This window comes from Wolbachia endosymbiont (group B) of Longitarsus flavicornis (assembly GCF_964028135.1).
GTDB lineage: Bacteria > Pseudomonadota > Alphaproteobacteria > Rickettsiales > Anaplasmataceae > Wolbachia.
The window spans coordinates 223,278-240,997 of sequence record NZ_OZ034758.1 but is presented as its reverse complement, the minus strand read 5'-3'; the positions used below and the strand labels follow the sequence as shown (position 1 = coordinate 240,997).

Below are 17,720 nucleotides of genomic sequence, written 5' to 3'. Positions count from 1 at the left end.
TCTAAAAAGCTAAAATATAGAGATTGTGAGATCAAGAAATCACAAAAAAATAGAGGGAGCTCTAAGTTTCATAGATTGGAGGGAGTGTTATGGCAATAATTCTTTTAGACACAAAAACTATAAACCGTATAGCAGCAGGAGAGGTAATAGAAAGGCCAGCGAGTGTAGTAAAGGAATTAGTAGAAAATGCAATAGATGCTGGAAGTTCAGAAATAGAGATTAAAATAGAAAGTGGTGGACGTAACCTTATAACTGTGATAGATGATGGAAATGGAATAGAAAAGAACGATCTGGAACTAGCACTTATGAGGCATGCCACTTCAAAATTAAGTGATAGTGAGTTAATAGAGATCAGACATCTTGGCTTTAGAGGAGAGGCTCTGCCTTCAATTGCAGCAGTAAGCAGAATGAAATTATCATCCAAGGCAAGTGGAGCAAAGGAAGCATGGTCTATAAGATATGAGGGAGGAGAAAAAATAAGAGAGATTACCCCTTGTTCTTTGTTGCAAGGTACATATATTGAAATTCGTGACTTATTTTTTGCCACACCAAATAGATTAAAATTTCTAAAAACCGAGAGGGCAGAAACACAAAGCATTGTTGACATTGTAAATAACTTAGCAATGATTAACTATAGTATTGGGTTTACTCTCGCTTCCGGTAATAAAAAGCTCTTAAAATATGTTAAGCAAACTTCATTATTTAACAGATTATGTGAAACAGAAGAAGAATTTCAGAGCAATTCGCTGGAAGTTAAAGAGGAAGAAGACGGCATCAAACTTACGGGACACATCTGTAAACCAACTATTAGTCGTGGTAATTCAACTCAGATCTATACGTTTGTTAATGGAAGGCCAATAAAAGACAATCTACTTATTGGTGCAATTCGATATGCGTATCAGGACTTTATTCCAAGTGGGAGGTATCCTTTTGCAGTGCTGCACTTAGAGATACCATACGATCAAGTAGATGTAAATGTGCATCCAAATAAATCAGAGGTAAGGTTTCAGAACAAGAGGCTAGTATATGAAATAGTGAGAAGAGGAATAATAAAAGCATTATCGACTAGAGTAGGCACGTTTGCAGCAAGTGATGTTGAGTCTCAAAGTATTGAGGAGTTTGATAGCCAAGAGCCGTTTAATAGTAAAGAGAAAAAAAATCAAAAAGAGTTTTATGAAAAGAGGCCAAGTCTTTTAGAAAATCGTTTAATGAAAGAATTCAATGCACCAGATGAAAGAAGGCAAAGCTTACCAGAAACGTTTAAATATGGAGAATCTCCACCCCAAAAGGGAACGATGGTTCTAGAAAAGAAGCAAATTGATTTGATAGAGGATCACCCTCTAGGATATGCACGCTGTCAGGTCTACAATACTTACATTATTGCTGAGGCTGGAGATAGGCTGATTATAGTAGATCAACATGCAGCCTATGAGAGATTGATATACGAGTGCTTAACAAGCATAAAAAGACAAAAACTTCTCATTCCTGAAATAGTTGAAATTAAAAACCAAGCTGGAATGGAGATGGTTAAAACTTATAAAGATAAGCTTTTTGAAATGGGTTTTGGTATTGAAATAGAATCAGAAGATAAAGTAAGGGTAAAAGAAATACCTGCAATCTTGGGAACAATAGATATAAAAGAGATGCTAGTTGATATAGTAGATAAGTTAATGGAAATAGAAGATACGCTACCAATAGAGGATAAGGTGAACAAAATATCATCCATAATCGCTTGCCACGGGGCAGGAAGAAAAATGAAATTGGAAGAGATGAATGAGATACTAAGACAAATTGAGAAAACTCCATATTCTGATCACGGAAGACCAACGTATATAGAAATGAAACTAAGTGATATAGAAAAATTGTTTGAAAGGAGATGAGTTCAGTTTGTCAAAAAGGTTTCCAATTAAGTATACGTAACAGCTCTTCTGGTTATGGAGTATAAAATGTGAAAAAAGAGAATAAATGCTCTAATTTTTTAGATTACAAAGTAATAGGACAGGAAGTAAGAAATCGTAGATTAGCAAAGGGATATACTCAAAAAGATTTAGCAAAAAAAATCGGAACAACATATCAGGTAATACTGCAATATGAAAAAGGAACACGCAGAATTTCAATTAAGAAGTTATATGAATTAGCAGAAGCATTATCAACAACTGCTAGAGACCTAGCTTGCGGACAAGAAGTATCAAATGAGGAAAGGTATGAGGGAGAAGAGATAGTAAATCTAGTAAGAAGACATAAAGAGATTAAGGATCAAGAATTACGTGAAACGTTTTATTTATTAACTAAATTTATCCGTATTAGTGAGGAAAAAAGTGGAAAGGCAGTAAAAATAGAAGTGGCAAAGGTTTAGTTAAGGAAGGAGTTTCTGCTCATGTTATCTCTCGAACAACCAATTTATCTGTTGATGAATATGATAATGATGAGAAAAAAATTTCCATTCCGTATAAAGTAGGTCAAAGAATAAAAGAATGGAGGTTGAGAAGAGGATACACTCAGAAAGATTTAGCAAGTAAAGTGGGCATAATAAATCAAAGAATATATGAATATGAACAAGGACGAGCTGGTGTTTCACTTGAAATGTTAGATGAAATAGCAAAGGTACTATCAATTAGTATTACAGACCTACTTCCAGAAACAAGAGAAAATGAGAATAGTGAAGCAGAGCTATCAAGGTTAATAGAAGAATATAAAAAGATTAAAAGCCAAGAGCTACGTAATGTACTAATAAAATCTCTGTTTGAAAGCATGCAAGTTTGCAAAGAGAAAGTGAAGAGAGTAGAAAGGATGAAAATTGCAAGGAATTTAGTTAAGGAAGGAATTTCTATCAATATTATCTTAAAAACAGTAGGCCTCTCCTTGAACGAAATTCAACAAGTTTAAAATAAAGAAATCGCCATATATTAATATCTTTACCTATTCATAAAAAAATAAGCAAAAAAGATTGAAAAATTGATTTGACTTCACTCAAAAGCTATGGCCTTATGCCAATGCTGACAAAAAAACAGCAGTAAATATATAAAAACATTTTGTTATTAGTGAAGGGTAATTTTTATGAATAATAAGAAAAGTAGTAGAGATCGTAGAGAAGAAATAGAGTTCAGAGCATTAGAAAGCAACGGTAAAGCTCTACTTGATCGTGAAGTAATAGAAACGTTTCTAAGTGCAGTACATGATAGGGAAGAAGCTCGCATTATTGCTAGAAAGCTAATAGATAGTTTTGGAATAGGAGGAGTTTTAGGCCAGGAAATAGATGATTTGAAAACTGTAGAAGGGATAACTGACTCTACAGTAGCAGTAATTTTATGCCTAAAGGAAGCTGCAAAAAGAGTACCAAGAGAAGAGTTAAAGAAAGGACCTGTAATGGATAACTTGGAAACCATCGTAAAATATTTAAGGGTGAGTATTGGTTATTCAGAGGAGGAAAAGATGAAAATAATATATTTTGATCAAAAGTGCCGTTTAAAGGGGGAAGAAGTGTTTACTGGTACAGTGGATAAGGTACCTTTTTACATAAGAGAAGTAACAAGAAAGGCATTAATAAGAAAAGCGACGTCAATAATAATATCGCATAACCACCCAGAAGGAAGGTTAAAGCCATCTGATGAGGATGAAGCTGTAACTAAAGACTTGGCTAAAGCTTGTCAGACTATAGGAATTAGGTTACTGGATCACATTATCATTACAAGTGTTGGATATTTTAGTTTTAAAGAGCAAGGACTGTTATAAAGCAGATATTTGAAGATTTTCATGAGTTGTTTAACTACTTGAATGAAGAAAGTATTTGTAAATGCATTAATCGTTGCTTATAATTAATGAGAAAGTATATATTAAATTAATTATAAAGTAATAAAGTCAGTTGTAGACTTGGTAAAGTATATTTAATAGCGGAGTCTAATATGAGTAATAAAATAATCGTACCTTTTGGTGATAAGGAAGGAGGTATCTACGAGTTAAACGTTGATCTTGATAAATTGTCAAAAGGTGAGATGTTAAATGCTATTGTAGGAATTGGTCGTACTAGCCAGCAGCCTACTTTTGTAAGCAAAATTAATAAGGCTAAAAAGCTTGTAGATAAAGAAGTAGTACCTTTCCCTGGTAGAGAAGTTCGCGAAAACAAAATCAACTATGGGAAAGGACTTGACTACATATATGGTACAAAACCTGTAAGTGATCAAGAAGATAAAAATCCATTTGCTTCAGCTTTGAAAAAAATAAAGCCGAGTGAAGGTGAAAGTGAAACTTTGAGCTGGTTTAAAAGTGAAGTGGTAGAGGCAAAGAATGTAAATGAATTGCACAAAGTTATAGACAAAGTACTAGCTTCTGTAGGAAGGCTAAATGCATGTAATGATGGAGAGTGGAGATACTGTCTTTATTGTCAACAAGTTATTTAGCTATAAAACAACAAAAAATTTATCTGCATTTTCTATAAATTAGTGTAACTGTGGATAAATACTTTAAGTGTGTGTGGACGTATTTATCCACAGTTATAGGACCATATCTTCTTAATCTTCTGAGAATAGTTTTACAAAGTACAGAGCTCAGTTAAAATCAAAATGATACATATTATAACTCAAAGTACATGTTAAATTACATCCTAAACAGTTGAGCATAAGATCCAAGCTTTTACTGTCAAAATTATCTCACTAAATTACCATTGAATGGTTGATCATTTTTAAGAATACCAAAAAATACATGCATTAGTTTTCTCATTAAAGCAACAATTATAACCTTTGGACATTTTCCTTTACTTGCTAAACGCTGACAAAACTTTTGAAAGTAAGAATTATGATTCTTGACTACTATAGCTGGCATATAAAGAGCTTTGCGAATACGCTCAGATCCTATTTTACATATTCGACTTTTTTTACTTACGGATGATCCTGATTGATAATGTTCTGGGTTTAGACCAGCAAAAGCTGTGAATTGTCTGGCATTATCAAAGTTATCAACTGATGGCATTTCTGCAACAACAGCAACAGCTGTAAGATGTCCTCACTGCCATTAAGTTAAGGGAAAGAGAAGTTAAGATTGGACAAAAAATTTGAAGTGATTGATAATTATGGTAAATACTAGGGTGAATTTTTAAGAAAAGGGAGTCTGAAAAGTGCAAGTTATTTAAAAAAGTAATAATTGCAGGTTATTTTGCAAAGAATGTACTAATGCAATGATACTGAAAAGATATCTTGAATTTAAAACACATGTTTTCTAGCTCTTTTCTGGTAGTTGAGTGAACGAATATCAGATATCTTATGACGATCAACTCTTCTCCCTTTTCTCACCACTAAAGTGTTCATCAAAAATAACTGTGATAGTCGATCCATAATGCAGTCTATGTCTGACTCTGTAGAAAAAATATCAAAGGCTAAGTTTTTAATCGCATTAAATGAGACAGATTTATTGATGCTTTTTTTTAGTTTACTATTCTGTGAGCTCAATGTCTCTTCATCATCTTCTATCATGATACTTTCTAGATTACTGATGAAGATAGTTGACCAAAAATCCTGCTTGATAGTTTCAATACTTTTTCCTGTGAAATTCTCTAAATTTAATCTTCCCTTCAGCCTAGAAAAAAATGTTTCTACTCCCCAGCGCAAGTAATATAATCTCTCAAACTCTTCAACTGTAAAACGTTTCTCATCTAACAGAGATGTTACTAACACTTCAACTTCGCCAGAAGAAAGTATTATTTTGACTAACCTGAATTTCATCTCATCAGGTAATCCTAGCTTTCGTAGCTGTCTTGCTACTTTAATAGGTGCGGTAGACACTACCACCGTACTAGATGGGCTTTCCGGCTTAAACATAGCGTTTATTTCATTGAAAGACGAACTTGAACAGCGAATTATATAATTGATTTTCCTTCCTGTAAGCTCAGCAAGAAATCGATAAGATACGTATCCTCTATCACAGATTAACAAATCGTCTGATTTTATGGATTCAAGCATACCGATTGCTAAATCAACCTCATAGCTGTCACCTCTACTTAGCACAGATTTTATTGCAATATTATTTAGCATATCGTAGCAAACTTCAAAGGTTGCACTTGTATAGTCTTCAAATCTCTGGATTCCATTCCATACTGCTCTTGAGCTAAACTCACCTATTATTTTGTCGCTCTTTGGCAGAATCAGTATTGAAGCATCAAATGCAAGTACTCTGAAGCCATGGTGGGTTTTAAATTCCTGATCTTGGTAGTATAGGGAAACTATATCATCATTTAACTCTGAAAACGCAGTATGTTTTAGCTTCTTTCTTGCTTGAGTAAATGCACTTGCCGTAATTGTATAATCTTTTCTTGTATGCAGAACAAACTCATTAAGCATCACTTGTAATGACTTTACACTCTTTCTAAAAATCAGGAGAAATACATTAACGAAGGGCAGCTTTCTTTTTCGTGAGAAGTCTTTTGAGGATGCTCTGTGTGCGTTTATAAAGTTTAAACTCATCAATTTATTTTTTATAAACATGATTATTCTTTTTTTTACTCATGTCATTACTTCTTTTAATTTGTGAATCTTACCTGATTTTATAATACAGTTCATCACTTTTCCTTAACTTAATGGCAGTGGGTCTGATCTTACCCCCTCCGTTAAATTAAGTTGGTCTATTATCTGATTCATGTAGTCGAAAACTAATTGTAACTTTATTCCATACTTAGTATTGCTTTCATAGCCACTGTAGCTAGTACCATAACCTTTATACATCTCTTCCATACTGTTAGGTAGAGTAATATAGCTACTGTCCAATAATTTAACACTATTAAATTGCTGTAAGATTTTGCAATCAACTTGCAAGATATTTTTAAAGAGAATCACAGATTCATTATACATCCTTTTCATAAATTCCACTGCTTCTTCAGTAAATCTAAAATCCAAACCTTGTTTTGTTATATCTATCGAGTCCTCGTTTAGTAATTGACACATTGTTTCTACGCTACAATTATCAACTCCTATATTACCCAAGACCATGGCTTTTACGAATGATGAACCTTTTAGCTTTCTCTTTCTTTTTATAAACCTTGTTGTAATTGAGATTTTCTCTGCTTTTTCATTAAAAAATTCTTTGAGCTTTTTTGATAAGCTAGTTATTTTATTCATTGGTTCTCTCACTAAAAGTATATCTGGGAGAACTTATACCTTATTATTCTATCTCTTTCATACCTTTATTTCCTTAACTTGACGCGTATGGATTTGCATACGCAGTCGAATCCATTGCCAATGTGCCATCGTCCGTCCGTTTTGGTAAAAATAGTAACAACATAGTAGAGCCCTCACGTAGAAAACTCTACTTATGGTTTTAATATGTGTTGAGTATGCTAAAAAAATATAAGGATGCAATATATTTTTAGAAGCTTTTAGAAGTGCATTTGAATGAATAGAAAATGGTATGCAGGAAAATGTAAAGAGGTTATTGAAAGATTGTCTTATCCATTTAGGGGAGATAGCTTTATATGAGTCAAAGGATAAGTCATATATGGTACAGGTATTAAAGCAAGAGACAGATAAATTATACGAGATTGGTGAAGGGCAATTTGTAGGAGAAACTTTAGTGTTGGAAGTAAGTGCGTTTGATGTACTGCAGCCAATTGTAGGAGATATTTTTGTTATAGGTGACCGTAAATATAAAGTATATTCTCCACCACTGCAAGATAATTCAGGAATGGTATGGAAAATTCGAGCGTCAGATGCGTATTAACACCGGTAGTATTATACAAAGTATAGATGCTGAAAGGAAAAAAGTGGAAAAAGTGACGGTGAGCGTATTAAACAAAACAGCAATATGGCTAAAATCACAAGCAGCTAAGGAAATCAGTGAAGAAAAGAAGATAAAATTAAGTTTGATAAGAAAGAGATTAAGAATTTTTAAGGCAAAAACAAGCAGTGTTAATTAGAGCAAATCTCTACGACATTAGAGCATCGGCAATTGGCAAAATACAAAAAACAAGAAGAGGATCGAAAGTAGGAAAGCATGAGTTTATAGGAGGATTTGCAGCAGTTATGCCAAAAGGAAATAGCGGTATTTTTAAACGTGAAGGAAGGACAGCATTGCCAATAAAGGAAGTTAAATTGCCACTAGAACCAGAAGCATCAAAAGTAATAAGAGATCTTGTCAATTATGAGGTTGAGGAAGTGTTTAAAAAGTTCTTTGAACGTGATATTACAAGAAATGTATGAATTTTAAAGATTTGCATAACGCAATCTGCAATAAATTAAAGGAAGAAATACCAGCAATTCAAACTTGTGAAATTTATCCATCGGTAAGAAAAGAATTATTAGCGCCAGCGGTATTTGTAGAACTTAGCAGTCTTGAAAAAGGAAGTGATCCAGGTACAGGTGAACTAGCTCTGAGGGTAAGATTTGAGGCACGAATAGTGATTGATAGCACAATAGAAAATGCACCTATTATTGTTAGATCATTAGCTAGCGAAGTTGCAAAAGTAGTAAATAAAAATACTTGGAATGTGGAAAATGTTTCACCAGGAGAATTTATCTCTGCAGAAGTTGACGGATTTAGGCCAGAGCTCGATGCATATTTAGTGTGGATGGTTGAATGGGTGCATACAATACACGTAGGGCGATCTATTTGGAAAGAAGGAAAATTTATGCCACACAAAATAGAAATCGGTGAAATAAATGTTAGAAAATAATTTTGCGATTTCGGAACTACAGAGGAAAATGGCCAACATTGTTCGTATAGGAGTTGTAAAAGAAATAGATTATGAAAAAGCAAAAGTAAGAGTTAATAGGAGAATTTTTAACAGATTATTTACCATGGATAACGAGCAAAGCAGGAAAAGATAGAGATTGGTCTCCACCAGATATCGGTGAACAGGTTATGATATTTTCTCCTTTTGGTGAACTATCATTAGGAGTGGTATTAGGAGGAATATATCAGGAAAAATACCCTGCACCAGAGAATAAAAAAGAAATAAATAGTGTGAAGTTTCAGGATGGAACAAGATTGTTATATGATAAAGAGAAGCATCATTTAGAGATTGAAGTAGTAGACAAAATAACACTGAAAGCTGGGGAATCGAGCATAGAGATGACGAAGAGCGAAATAAAACTGAAAGCAGATAGAATAAACCTTAATTAAATGAATAAATCGGTTGTACGAGTAGGAGATTATTGTGTAGAAGTAACACCGCATTTTTGCATTAGTGGGAGTAACAATGTTTTTGTAAATGGTAAGCCAATGTGCAGACAAGGAGAAAGTTTTAGTGAAGGAGAAGTAATGGTTCAAGGATCAAAAACAGTGTTTGCAAATGGTCTTGGTGTAGGAAGAGTAGGAGATATGTGGGTTTAAAGTAATAAAAGGCAGTGAAGACGTGTTTGCAGGCTAAAAATGAAAGGGATGGATGCTAAAACAGGGAAAGAATTAGAGGGAATAGAACATCTGAAACAATTGTAAGTTAAAAATGTGATATAAAGGAAACAAGAGGGAAGATAACTCTAATCACTATAGGAATAGAGTTATCACGGGTGTGTGCGACCGGTGAAACAATTGGTATTACAACCGTATTGATCAAGGTACACTAGCCCTATCTCTCGATACGTTTGAATAGTTGCGTGGGACATATGTATGCACCCGTTTACAATCTTAAATTAATTAAACTATCGAGGTTATCATGATTACATCTTATCAAAATTTTATAGGCATTGATATCGGAAAATTTAAAAATGTTGTTGCAGTTCACAATCAGAAAAACGCTGTTACATTTAACAATAATACTGCTGGTTGGCAACAATTGTTTAAAGAGTTTTCAAATATCTTACCTGATTCTTTAGTAACTTTGGAGAACACAGGAAAGTACGAACTTGGCTTAGCACATTTTCTTGTTGATAAGAATATTGCTGTACATCGAGCTAATACTCGCAAAGTAAAAAGCTTTACCTTATCTCATGGAACTTTAGCAAAGTCTGATCAATCAGATGCAAAAGCTATTGCTCAATATGGATTTGAACGCTATAGTACTCTACCTCTATTTGTACCTATGTCAAAGGAACAAACAACTTTAGCTGCACTTTGCCAACGTCGTGATGATCTTACGCAAATGAGAACTCAAGAGAAATGCAGATTAGAAGCACCTGAAAACAGCTATGTAAAAGAAAGTTGCCAAAAAACTATTGACTTTTTTAACAGTCAGATAAAGGAGCTCAACGATTCCATACAAAAGATTATCGATGAAAATCCAGAGTTACAGAAGCGCCAAAAAATCCTTAGAACAGTGCCAGGAATAGGTCCAAAATTGTCTCAAGACTTTGTATGTCTAATGCCAGAACTTGGCTACTTAAACAAAAAAGAAGTCGCAAGTCTTGCTGGAGTTGCGCCACATCCAAAGGAAAGTGGAAAAACTATTGGCTATCGAAGAATAACAGGTGGTAGAAGCAATGTTCGTACAAAGCTTTTTACAGCTGCGATGGCTGCTACAAGATCTAAATCTGCACTTGGTACTTTTTACTCTGATCTTATTGGTAGAGGTAAAAAGAAGATGGTGGCTATAACAGCTCTAATGCGAAAGATCATAGTAATTGCCAATGCACGACTTAAAGAAGCAATTAATATGAAATAAAAAAGCTGCATAGAAAATAGGTTAATGAATATGTGCGCCCACACAAACTGAAAGCACATATTCATTAATCATAAGATCTAAGCAGTAACAGCTGTTTGATATAAAATTCTTTTTCTGTAATAAATTAGATTTTTTATTGCCGAAAATACATTTTTTAGTTGAGTAGAAATACAAAATTATAAACAAGAGTTGTAATAAAACTAAACTCAAAAAATTAAAAAAAACATAGTTGATCAAGCAGGATTTTTGGTCAACTATCTTCATCAGTAATCTAGAAAGTATCATGATAGAAGATGATGAAGAGACATTGAGCTCACAGAATAGTAAACTAAAAAAAAGCATCAATAAATCTGTCTCATTTAATGCGATTAAAAACTTAGCCTTTGATATTTTTTCTACAGAGTCAGACATAGACTGCATTATGGATCGACTATCACAGTTATTTTTGATGAACACTTTAGTGGTGAGAAAAGGGAGAAGAGTTGATCGTCATAAGATATCTGATATTCGTTCACTCAACTACCAGAAAAGAGCTAGAAAACATGTGTTTTAAATTCAAGATATCTTTTCAGTATCATTGCATTAGTACATTCTTTGCAAAATAACCTGCAATTATTACTTTTTTAAATAACTTGCACTTTTCAGACTCCCTTTTCTTAAAAATTCACCCTAGTATTTACCATAATTATCAATCACTTCAAATTTTTTGTCCAATCTTAACTTCTCTTTCCCTTAACTTAATGGCAGTGGGTCTGATCTTACCCCCTCCGTTAAATTAAGTTGGTCTATTATCTGATTCATGTAGTCGAAAACTAATTGTAACTTTATTCCATACTTAGTATTGCTTTCATAGCCACTGTAGCTAGTACCATAACCTTTATACATCTCTTCCATACTGTTAGGTAGAGTAATATAGCTACTGTCCAATAATTTAACACTATTAAATTGCTGTAAGATTTTGCAATCAACTTGCAAGATATTTTTAAAGAGAATCACAGATTCATTATACATCCTTTTCATAAATTCCACTGCTTCTTCAGTAAATCTAAAATCCAAACCTTGTTTTGTTATATCTATCGAGTCCTCGTTTAGTAATTGACACATTGTTTCTACGCTACAATTATCAACTCCTATATTACCCAAGACCATGGCTTTTACGAATGATGAACCTTTTAGCTTTCTCTTTCTTTTTATAAACCTTGTTGTAATTGAGATTTTCTCTGCTTTTTCATTAAAAAATTCTTTGAGCTTTTTTGATAAGCTAGTTATTTTATTCATTGGTTCTCTCACTAAAAGTATATCTGGGAGAACTTATACCTTATTATTCTATCTCTTTCATACCTTTATTTCCTTAACTTGACGCGTATGATCTCAGTTACAGTCTTAAGCTGACAAAACAGTTTCACCATTGGCACTACATATAGATTCAGTAATAGATTTGGTATATCTTTTTTTAGAGTGATGAGAACTGTAGGGTGGACTCTAAGTTTATCTATAGTTAAAAATATCGCATCAGTACAAAAATCAAGGATTATTAGATTTACAATACGACCTTGATTACAAATATAATAAACTCCTTGTTCCACTTTTTCCCACATAAGTCTTGAATCATTCAACTTTGTTTCAAACCAGTCTATGACCTTTTCTGTATTTAAGTATATGGATAAGAGATGAAATCTCTGTTTTTGATAAGTGTTAGGTAAAATATGACGAGAACAGTTTTCACAAATAGCGTCATCACATGCTTCATCAAAGTCTGAATCAATAAAAATCTCATTACTACAACTTGGATCAACTACATTTGGCCAATCAAGACGATCTTCCTCACGAGAACAAACAATATAATACCTTTCTTGAATTTTTATCCATCCAAGATCAAATAAGTATCTTGCTGCTTTAATATGATTTTGGCTTGGATTTACCCAAGAACTATTTGAACTTAAAAGATCAGCAATTTGCTCGTGAAAGAATTTTAAGACCATAAGATTGTTCCATATGTTTCTTCAGGTCCTCTCTTTCTTTTTTATTGAGTGGATGCTCTGAATAATAAACTTCCCCACTTATTTTGAAAGAAAATGTTACCTTTTTGTTTTGGAACATTACTTTAGCTGATTGAATAGATTGTAGTATGTTGCCAATAGCTGGCTTTAAAATATGTAACTCTGGTGCAATAGGATCATATGGCTTTACACTCAAAGTAAGATATGTATTACTATTTTTAAAATAATCTGACTTAAAATTTAACTCAAATATACAAATGTCAGAGTCAGAACCATCTATACATGCTTGAAGAAATTTGTGCACTTGTAATGGAAAGTTCTTATCTTGTATACTTACAAAAGTACATTCGCAGTCAAAATACCCACTTACAATGCTATTTGCTATTTCCACAGCCTTGTTAGTATTTTTAGCACAGAGATTAACCTGAGTGCCATCAAGAGAAAAGTCTAAAATCATCCACTCAGGTTTATGACCATGAACAACTTTGTTTGAATTAAGCAGTAAATCCATGTCACTTCCTCGACGTACAAACATATATATTCGATCTTGATGATGGAAAAAACCCTGCAACTGGTCATCATCCTTAAGTATCTGCTCTACGGCTTCTCGTGACATAAATTCCTTAAATGAAGTATGTATTTGTCTTGGTGATTTCTGTAAAGCAAATGATACGAAACCTTTCTTTTGTACTTTATCAAAGTGATAGACAGATTTTAGAAGTTCACAATTTATGTGAAATAGTAAAAACAATAAGGATCTTTTATCATACTTGGTATTGTTTTTTACCAGGTACGATCTCATTAACTTCTCAGTCAGAGCAAATCTTGCTACTTCACTAACTGTAGCCTCAAGTTTTGTACGATCAAAGTAGCTAATGAGATAATAGTCAAAAAGAGAGTCAGAGTAACTGGTAAGTATCTTACGTTTTTGTTGAGTGGATCTATCGTCATAATTTCCGTCCTGAAAAAGTTGCCCATTTAAATGATTTTTAAAGCAATGCTGAAAAATGATGCTAAGTTGTTTACCAGAAAGGGAATCTAACCAAGATTGACGTACATTAGAATCCTGAAAACGTTCTAGTAAGAGGTTAACAGGAACTTCTAAATCACTCTCCCAGAATTCATTACTTGGATAAACATTCATGATACTTTAAATAAGCTATATCATATATAATATGATAATTTAAGCAAAGATTTTTTGGACATAATTTTTTCAAATCTTGTATATTTATTAGGGAGAATTTGTGTGAACTAGACAGCTACCTTGAATAAGGTATCCATTGGTTTAGTCTAAAATGGTAAAAGTTTTCTTTTAGCTGTTGATAAGAATTCTCCCAACCTATTAGAAAATTCACAGGAAGAAAAACATGCAAAAAGGGGATTTAACTATTTATTGCCGTTATGAACCTCATAGGTTAGCGGGTACATATTTGGCAGATGCTTATGAACAATTATTGAAATATAGAACTAAGGAGGTGAAAGAAAATGACAACGGTAAGCTTGTATGCAAGAGTTTCATCAAGACAACAAGCACAAGAGAATACGATAGAGAGTCAGATTGTAGAATTGGAGCGTCGCATTAGTAGCGATGAACATGAGTTATTAGATGAGCATAGGTTCATCGATAATGGCTACAGTGGATCAAACTTAGAACGTCCTGGCTTAGAGAGTTTACGTGATAGAGTAGCAGAAGGTAAGATTGATAAGATATACATTCATTCACCTGATCGGCTATCACGGAAATTTTCATATCAAATGATCTTACTCGAAGAGTTTAAAAAGGCTGGATCTGAAATAGTATTTTTGAATCATAAGTTTGATGATAATCCTGATTCCCATTTATTTCTACAGATTCAGGGAGCAATAGCAGAGTATGAACGTGCAAAGATTATGGAACGAAACCGTAGAGGTAAACTTCATGCGGCCAAAGCTGGGTGTATAAGTGTGATGGGTAGGGCGCCTTACGGTTATCGCTACATAGCAAAACACGTAGGTGAAGGAAGTGCTAAATTTGAGGTTGATGAAGAAGAGGCAAATATAGTGCGTAAAATATTTAGTTGGGTTGGCCAAGAAAGAGCAAGTATAGGAGAAGTTGTACATGAACTGAATAAGATACCGGTAATAACACGAACAGGAAAAAGGTATTGGAAAAGGAGCACTATTTGGAACATGTTAAAAAATCCTGCTTATATAGGACAAGCAGCTTATGGTAAAACTAGGACATGCTCAAAACCACAAGTAAAAAAGTCAAAAAAAGGAACTTGTGGTAAACTTAAAAGTGGTCGCTTTAACAGTGATAAAGAGAACTGGACTTATATTCCAGTACCAAAAATAATCAATGAAAATTTATTTGATTCAGTGCAAACACAATTAGCTGAAAATAGACAAAGAGCAAGAGTACGACAAAGAAGAGAAACATATTTATTGCAAGGTTTAATGGTATGTCAACGTTGTCAATATACTTATTGTGGTACAAACCACGTTCATAAAAAGTCGACATATTATTACTATCGTTGCTCTGGTACAAACTCTAGCAAATTCAATGGCAATAAAATCTGCGATAATAAATCAATACGCACTGATGTATTAGATGGAGTGATATGGGAAGAAGTCAAGAGTATCTTGAAAAAGCCAGATAGGATTGCAAATGAATATCAACGTAGATTATCAGAGAACAAAAAACCTTTACATAATCAAACACGTGAAAAGCAAGAAAGTAAGCTAAGATTAAGTATCAAAAAATTTATTGATAGCTATGCCAAAGGGTTTATAAGCCAAGAAGAATTTGAACCAAGAATCACAACAATGAAACAGCATTTGAAAGAAATTGAAGAAGAGAAAGAAAGAACGATTGATCAAAAAAAACTACAACAAGAATTGAGCCTTGTTACAGATAGCTTGAAAAACTTTTCCTCAAGCGTTGAGTCAAAGCTTGATCAAGTGGATTGGCAGACTAAACAAAATATTATTAGAATGTTGATTCATCAAATTGAAATCAATCACAATCACTTGTATATAGTATTTCGCATAAAAAATCTTGCACATTTTGATCAAAATAGCCATAATAGAATTATGCAATGTTGTACTAGTAGTCAATATTGTTGGACTGCCGGATAAAACTGTTGCAGAATCCAGAGAGCGCATCAGAGCAGCGTTAAATTCAATCAATCTTCTGTTACCTCCAAAAAGGATTACGGTTAATCTTTCCCCTGCGGATTTGCTTAAAGAAGGTAGTCATTATGACTTAGCTATTGCTGTTGGATTACTTGTTGTAATGAATGTGATACCAGTTGAAAAAGTTCAGTCTTATATAATTATGGGCGAGCTTGCACTAGACAGCAGAGTCATACCAATCTCAGGAGTACTTCCAACAGCAATCAGTGCAAAACAGGTAAATAAAGGAGTAATTTGCCCAAGGGGAAATGGAGTACTTTATGGGTAAAGAATGTTTCTATTCTGGCTATAGAGAAATTAACCGATATTATCAGACATTTTAAGGGTGAGCAGTTAATTCAGCCGGTAACTTTTAACTATAGCGCTGCACCCAAAGAAAAAAATTCAGTTCCAGATATAAAGGATATTAAAGGTCAAGTTGTTGCAAAAAGAGCAGCTGAAATTGCAGCAGCAGGTGGACACAATATGCTTCTTGTTGGACCTCCTGGTACTGGAAAATCAATGCTTGCTAAGCGATTTATAGGGCTATTACCCGATTTGACTGAACAAGAGATGATTGATGTTAATATTATCTCTAGCATAACAAAAGCCGGTAACGAAACATTTAAAGTAACTCGTCCCTTTCGTGAACCTCATCACTCATGCTCGATGTCAGCGATGATAGGAGGAGGGAAAAATGCAAAGCCTGGGGAAATCACCATGGCTCACAATGGTGTGTTATTTCTTGATGAGCTACCTGAATTTCCAAGGCTTGTGCTTGATTCTCTACGTCAACCACTTGAAGATAGAAAAGTTACTATTGCACGTGCAAATGCTCACATTACTTATCCAGCTAATTTTCAACTTATAGCTGCAATGAATCCCTGCAGGTGCGGTTACTTAGGTGATGCAAGTAGATCGTGCAACAAAGCTCCAAAATGCGGCACAGATTATAGAAATAAAATATCAGGACCTTTGCTTGATAGAATAGACATATGCATTGAAATGCCAAACGTTAGCATACTTTCTCCTGAAATCTCTGTGGAGGGAGAAAGTACCGAGGTTATAAGAGGAAGGGTGATAGCAGCGAGAAAAATTCAAACTGAGCGTTATAGTAAATTTAATATTCGTTGCAATGCAGAAGTCAGTGGTGAAGCATTAAATAAATTCACTGAACCAGATCAGGAAGGGTTAGAATTGCTAAAATACGTACTGAAAGAAAATTACATTTCCAATCGAGGCTATACACGTGTATTAAGAGTCGCAAGAACCATTGCAGATCTTGCGAAAAGTGAAGAGGTAAAGAAAGCACACATTGCAGAAGCGCTGAATTACAGAATAAGAATGTATAAATAAATTAATTTACTTGACAGGTAACTCTTTTTTGCCACATACTATCCCCTTAGTGAAATTTTAATATTTTAGGAGTATAGTTATGCCGATAGTAGAAAAAATCAAAAGTAAAGCTCAAGACGTTTATGGTAAGGGTCGTGATTTTGTAAAAGAACATCCGTATAAAACAGCTGCTACTTTTGCAGCAATTGCAGCAGTAGCTTCGCTTACGGCTGCTTATTTCTTAAGTCCAGCTTATGCAACTTTTGTTGGTACAGTTGGAACAAAGGCTGCAACACTTGTTAGTCCTGCTATTACTGCAATGTCTGCATTTGCAGTTGCTCATCCACTTGTTGCTAGTTTGGTAGTTCTTGCTGCATTAGCAGCTTTAATAACTGCACCTGTGTATGCATATAAAAACAGTAATAAGGCAAGTCAAATTGAGGAAGTAAAGCAAAGTGTACTTAATGCTTGTGAAAAAAATAGTGATGGTAATCCTATAATGAGTAATGAGGGTAATCTAACACTTGTTAGTAATAAAGATCCATCAACAATATTGAACGAAGTTGCGAAAGCAGTTAGATTGGTAACAGCACCAGCAAGATAAGTAATTTCAACAAAGAAAAAGGGATAGGCTTCTATCACTGCCATTAAGT

11 protein-coding genes and 10 pseudogenes are annotated in these 17,720 nt (G+C 33.9%); 15 read left to right on the top strand and 6 right to left on the bottom strand.

Annotated elements, in window-relative coordinates; translation table 11 throughout:
* Positions 1-89 precede the first annotated feature (89 nt).
* The 4 genes and pseudogenes from mutL to ABWU45_RS01200 form a co-directional block, all read left to right on the top strand.
* Positions 90-1,880 (top strand): DNA mismatch repair endonuclease MutL, encoded by a 1,791-nt coding sequence (gene mutL / locus ABWU45_RS01215; RefSeq protein WP_353278682.1) that lies wholly within the window; start codon positions 90-92, stop codon positions 1,878-1,880.
* A gap of 68 nt (positions 1,881-1,948) precedes the next feature.
* Positions 1,949-2,886 (top strand): annotated as a pseudogene (locus tag ABWU45_RS01210) (helix-turn-helix domain-containing protein).
* 171 nt (positions 2,887-3,057) lie between these two features.
* Positions 3,058-3,732, top strand: a complete 675-nt coding sequence (locus ABWU45_RS01205; protein ID WP_353278681.1) for a RadC family protein — start codon at positions 3,058-3,060, stop codon at positions 3,730-3,732.
* 170 nt (positions 3,733-3,902) lie between these two features.
* A pseudogene (locus ABWU45_RS01200) lies at positions 3,903-4,379 on the top strand (hypothetical protein); the annotation flags it as partial.
* 262 nt (positions 4,380-4,641) lie between these two features.
* Here the strand turns inward: ABWU45_RS01200 and ABWU45_RS01195 are convergent.
* The 3 genes and pseudogenes from ABWU45_RS01195 to ABWU45_RS01185 form a co-directional block, all read right to left on the bottom strand.
* Positions 4,642-4,965, bottom strand: coding sequence for a transposase (locus ABWU45_RS01195; protein WP_353278679.1), 324 nt, complete (start codon positions 4,963-4,965; stop codon positions 4,642-4,644).
* A gap of 230 nt (positions 4,966-5,195) precedes the next feature.
* Positions 5,196-6,473 (bottom strand): IS4 family transposase, encoded by a 1,278-nt coding sequence (locus tag ABWU45_RS01190; protein ID WP_353277926.1) that lies wholly within the window; start codon positions 6,471-6,473, stop codon positions 5,196-5,198.
* Between the two features lie 102 nt (positions 6,474-6,575).
* Positions 6,576-7,115 (bottom strand): annotated as a pseudogene (locus ABWU45_RS01185) (IS4 family transposase); the annotation flags it as partial.
* A gap of 78 nt (positions 7,116-7,193) precedes the next feature.
* Here ABWU45_RS01185 and ABWU45_RS01180 point away from each other — a divergent pair.
* The 8 genes and pseudogenes from ABWU45_RS01180 to ABWU45_RS01145 form a co-directional block, all read left to right on the top strand.
* Positions 7,194-7,268 (top strand): annotated as a pseudogene (locus tag ABWU45_RS01180) (major capsid protein); the annotation flags it as partial.
* 124 nt (positions 7,269-7,392) lie between these two features.
* Positions 7,393-7,701 carry a hypothetical protein gene (locus tag ABWU45_RS01175; protein ID WP_353278677.1) on the top strand — a complete coding sequence of 103 codons (309 nt, stop codon included), beginning with the start codon at positions 7,393-7,395 and terminating at the stop codon, positions 7,699-7,701.
* Positions 7,691-8,180: pseudogene (locus tag ABWU45_RS01170) on the top strand (phage tail protein). Before ABWU45_RS01175 ends, ABWU45_RS01170 begins: the two are co-directional and overlap by 11 nt.
* The gene (locus tag ABWU45_RS01165) at positions 8,177-8,653 is read left to right on the top strand and encodes a hypothetical protein (RefSeq protein ID WP_353278676.1); all 477 of its coding nucleotides are present in this window, start codon (positions 8,177-8,179) and stop codon (positions 8,651-8,653) included. Before ABWU45_RS01170 ends, ABWU45_RS01165 begins: the two are co-directional and overlap by 4 nt.
* A pseudogene (locus ABWU45_RS01160) lies at positions 8,640-9,102 on the top strand (phage baseplate assembly protein V). The gene ABWU45_RS01165 and the pseudogene ABWU45_RS01160 overlap by 14 nt, the downstream one beginning before the upstream one ends.
* A pseudogene (locus ABWU45_RS01155) lies at positions 9,103-9,349 on the top strand (PAAR domain-containing protein). It begins immediately after the preceding pseudogene.
* 285 nt (positions 9,350-9,634) lie between these two features.
* Positions 9,635-10,579 carry an IS110 family transposase gene (locus tag ABWU45_RS01150; RefSeq protein ID WP_353277894.1) on the top strand — a complete coding sequence of 315 codons (945 nt, stop codon included), beginning with the start codon at positions 9,635-9,637 and terminating at the stop codon, positions 10,577-10,579.
* A gap of 232 nt (positions 10,580-10,811) precedes the next feature.
* Positions 10,812-11,132 (top strand): annotated as a pseudogene (locus ABWU45_RS01145) (IS4 family transposase); the annotation flags it as partial.
* Between the two features lie 197 nt (positions 11,133-11,329).
* Here the strand turns inward: ABWU45_RS01145 and ABWU45_RS01140 are convergent.
* The 3 genes and pseudogenes from ABWU45_RS01140 to ABWU45_RS01130 all read right to left on the bottom strand — a co-directional run.
* A pseudogene (locus ABWU45_RS01140) lies at positions 11,330-11,869 on the bottom strand (IS4 family transposase); the annotation flags it as partial.
* A gap of 53 nt (positions 11,870-11,922) precedes the next feature.
* On the bottom strand, positions 11,923-12,561 hold the full coding sequence (locus tag ABWU45_RS01135; RefSeq protein WP_353277993.1) for a hypothetical protein: 639 nt from the start codon (positions 12,559-12,561) through the stop codon (positions 11,923-11,925).
* Positions 12,527-13,723 carry a hypothetical protein gene (locus ABWU45_RS01130; RefSeq protein ID WP_353277991.1) on the bottom strand — a complete coding sequence of 399 codons (1,197 nt, stop codon included), beginning with the start codon at positions 13,721-13,723 and terminating at the stop codon, positions 12,527-12,529. The genes ABWU45_RS01135 and ABWU45_RS01130 overlap by 35 nt, the downstream gene beginning before the upstream one ends.
* 341 nt (positions 13,724-14,064) lie before the next feature.
* On the opposite strand from ABWU45_RS01130, the gene ABWU45_RS01125 reads away from it, so the two are divergent.
* The 3 genes and pseudogenes from ABWU45_RS01125 to ABWU45_RS01115 all read left to right on the top strand — a co-directional run bounded on the left by ABWU45_RS01125 (position 14,065) and on the right by ABWU45_RS01115 (position 17,671).
* Positions 14,065-15,696 carry a recombinase family protein gene (locus tag ABWU45_RS01125; RefSeq protein ID WP_353278055.1) on the top strand — a complete coding sequence of 544 codons (1,632 nt, stop codon included), beginning with the start codon at positions 14,065-14,067 and terminating at the stop codon, positions 15,694-15,696.
* Positions 15,614-17,088 (top strand): annotated as a pseudogene (locus tag ABWU45_RS01120) (YifB family Mg chelatase-like AAA ATPase). Before ABWU45_RS01125 ends, ABWU45_RS01120 begins: the two are co-directional and overlap by 83 nt.
* A gap of 79 nt (positions 17,089-17,167) precedes the next feature.
* Complete coding sequence (locus tag ABWU45_RS01115; protein WP_353278056.1) at positions 17,168-17,671, top strand: hypothetical protein; 504 nt, start codon at positions 17,168-17,170, stop codon at positions 17,669-17,671.
* Positions 17,672-17,720: the final 49 nt, after the last annotated feature.

Coding starts and splice junctions, on each gene's coding strand:
- ABWU45_RS01195 (WP_353278679.1), bottom strand. CDS start 4,965: ATGCCATCAGTTGATAACTTTGATAATGCCAGACAATTCACAGCTTTT.
- ABWU45_RS01135 (WP_353277993.1), bottom strand. CDS start 12,561: ATGGTCTTAAAATTCTTTCACGAGCAAATTGCTGATCTTTTAAGTTCA.
- ABWU45_RS01150 (WP_353277894.1), top strand. CDS start 9,635: ATGATTACATCTTATCAAAATTTTATAGGCATTGATATCGGAAAATTT.
- ABWU45_RS01125 (WP_353278055.1), top strand. CDS start 14,065: ATGACAACGGTAAGCTTGTATGCAAGAGTTTCATCAAGACAACAAGCA.
- ABWU45_RS01205 (WP_353278681.1), top strand. CDS start 3,058: ATGAATAATAAGAAAAGTAGTAGAGATCGTAGAGAAGAAATAGAGTTC.
- ABWU45_RS01130 (WP_353277991.1), bottom strand. CDS start 13,723: ATGAATGTTTATCCAAGTAATGAATTCTGGGAGAGTGATTTAGAAGTT.
- ABWU45_RS01115 (WP_353278056.1), top strand. CDS start 17,168: ATGCCGATAGTAGAAAAAATCAAAAGTAAAGCTCAAGACGTTTATGGT.
- ABWU45_RS01175 (WP_353278677.1), top strand. CDS start 7,393: ATGCAGGAAAATGTAAAGAGGTTATTGAAAGATTGTCTTATCCATTTA.
- mutL (WP_353278682.1), top strand. CDS start 90: ATGGCAATAATTCTTTTAGACACAAAAACTATAAACCGTATAGCAGCA.
- ABWU45_RS01165 (WP_353278676.1), top strand. CDS start 8,177: ATGAATTTTAAAGATTTGCATAACGCAATCTGCAATAAATTAAAGGAA.
- ABWU45_RS01190 (WP_353277926.1), bottom strand. CDS start 6,473: ATGTTTATAAAAAATAAATTGATGAGTTTAAACTTTATAAACGCACAC.